General features: G+C 74.8%; 2 protein-coding genes and 2 pseudogenes. 1 reads left to right on the top strand and 3 read right to left on the bottom strand.

The window, feature by feature from the left end; translation table 11 throughout:
* From HW445_RS29160 to HW445_RS33865, 3 genes and pseudogenes are all read right to left on the bottom strand, one after another.
* A pseudogene (locus HW445_RS29160) lies at positions 1-290 on the bottom strand (hypothetical protein); the annotation flags it as partial.
* A gap of 12 nt (positions 291-302) precedes the next feature.
* The gene (locus HW445_RS29155) at positions 303-899 is read right to left on the bottom strand and encodes a PhzF family phenazine biosynthesis protein (RefSeq protein ID WP_308800120.1); all 597 of its coding nucleotides are present in this window, start codon (positions 897-899) and stop codon (positions 303-305) included.
* Positions 824-1,051, bottom strand: a pseudogene (locus tag HW445_RS33865) (flavin reductase family protein); the annotation flags it as partial. The gene HW445_RS29155 and the pseudogene HW445_RS33865, both read right to left, overlap by 76 nt.
* Before the next feature lie 56 nt (positions 1,052-1,107).
* On the opposite strand from HW445_RS33865, the gene HW445_RS29150 reads away from it, so the two are divergent.
* Positions 1,108-1,839, top strand: a complete 732-nt coding sequence (locus tag HW445_RS29150) for an ArsR/SmtB family transcription factor (RefSeq protein WP_374939715.1) — start codon at positions 1,108-1,110, stop codon at positions 1,837-1,839.
* Positions 1,840-1,900: the final 61 nt, after the last annotated feature.

Below are 1,900 nucleotides of genomic sequence, written 5' to 3'. Positions count from 1 at the left end.
ACCGGACGTACCAGGGTGAGGGCGCGGGCCTGGAGCTCGGCCTGTCTGCCGGTGCCGAGGACGGTCGCGCGGGTCGCGTCCGGGCGGGACAGGGCACGCGCACAGACGGCTCCCGCGGCGGCCGTGCGGAGGTCGGAGAGATGGTGCTCGTCCTCCAGCACCGCGGTGACGGCGCCGGTCTGCGCGTCGAAGAGCGCGACGAACCCGCCGCCCTCGGGCCAGGCCGCGCGTCCGGTTGCCGGGACGGCGGCACGGATGCGGTCGGCCGTGTGGAGGGGGAAGCTGCGCATGGGGGGTGGTCCTCACTCGGGCAGGGTGTCCAGGGTTCCCCGGGCCACCATGGTCACGTCGCCGCCGACGCGGATGGTGTGCAGGGCGTCGGGGCTTCCCTGCGGCCGGACGGCGAGCCGGCTCGGACGGCCGGTGAAGCGCCCCTGCCGCAGCGCGAACTCCTCCCCCACGGCCACGACGCGGTGCCGGGCCAGGTACGCGCCGACGCAGCCGGCCGCGCTGCCGGTGGCGACGTCCTCGAGGACACCGTCGTTGTTCCAGTGCCGGCCCTCCAGGGCCCGGACGTCGAGCACGTACGCGAACTGCGCGCCGTACCGTTCGAGGAGCTGGGCGAAATCGCCGCGGACGATCCTCGCGTCGGCGAGACCCGACACCACCGGCACGACGAGATAGCGCAGGCCGGTGGAGACGACGCGCAGGGGGAGATCGGCGAGCGCAGTAAGGGGCAGGTGCAGGGCCTCGGCGACCTCCGCCCTGCCGTCCGCCCGGCACGGTGGCGAGGAACTCCGGGGCTCCCTGGTCGAGTGCGGCGTGGAAGGCTGCCGAGATTGCCCGCCGTCCGGGAGTCGACGCCCACTCCCATGACGACCGTCCGCCCCAGCGCCCACGCGGAGGAGATCGGGGCGAGGTTGCAGGACCCGTCCGGGTTCTCCGTCGACAGAAGCACCACGGGCGTACCGAAGTACAGGATGCTGGGCGTGATCTCCACATGGGTGACGGCTGATTCCGCGGACGGATGGCGGGGAGGTGCTGTGGTCATGCGGGCAGCGTAGGGTCCGGACCCTTCGGCGCGGACCGAAGGATCCGGGGGTGACAATGGCCTTCATGGACACGTGGCGCGCACCTGACGCAGGCCCCGACCTGGCCGCGGTCGCCAGGCTCCTGGGCAACGGCACACGGGCCGGCTTCTGCCTGGCCCTGCTCGACGGCCGGGCGTGGACGGCGGCGGAGCTGGCGCGCCACGCGGGTGTGGCTCCCTCGACCGCGACCGAGCACCTGCACGCGCTCGTGCGCGGCAAGCTCCTGGTCGAGGTCCGGCAGGGCCGCCACCGCTATCTGCGTCTGGCCGGCCCGCACGTCGCCGAGCTGGTGGAGAGCCTCGCGGCGATGGCGCCCGACCGGGAGGCGTCGTCCCGCTCCCTCTCGGCCGCGGGTCGCCGCACCGCTCTCGCGCACGCGCGCACCTGCTACGACCATCTCGCGGGAGGTCTCGGAGTCGCCGTCACGGACGCCATGGTCGGGCGGAACCTGCTGGGCCTCGAGCACGGGCTGGGGCTCACCGACGCCGGGGCGGCCTGGCTGGAGGATCTCGGCGTCACCGTCCCGGCCGGATCGCGCCGGCCGTCGGTGCGGTCGTGCCTGGACTGGACCGAGCGCAAGCCTCATCTGGCGGGGGCCGTGGGTGCCGCCCTGTGCCGCCACGCGTTCGACGCGGACTGGATCAGACGCATCGGCACCACGCGCGCCGTGGCCCTCACCCCGCTCGGCCGGGCGGAGCTCCACCGCCACCTCGGCCTGCCCGCGGATCTCCAGCAGCCCGGGGAATGACGCCGGGCCCCGTACGAGCGCGGTGCGCACCGCGCTCGTACGGGGCCGGCCGGTGTGGGCC

Source organism: Streptomyces sp. UH6 (assembly GCF_013421635.1).
Taxonomy (GTDB): domain Bacteria; phylum Actinomycetota; class Actinomycetes; order Streptomycetales; family Streptomycetaceae; genus Streptomyces; species Streptomyces abyssomicinicus.
This window is presented reverse-complemented; position numbering and strand designations above follow the sequence as displayed.

Excerpts from the sequence above, each read along its gene's own strand:
- HW445_RS29150 (WP_374939715.1), top strand. The coding sequence starts at position 1,108 with ATGGCCTTCATGGACACGTGGCGCGCACCTGACGCAGGCCCCGACCTG.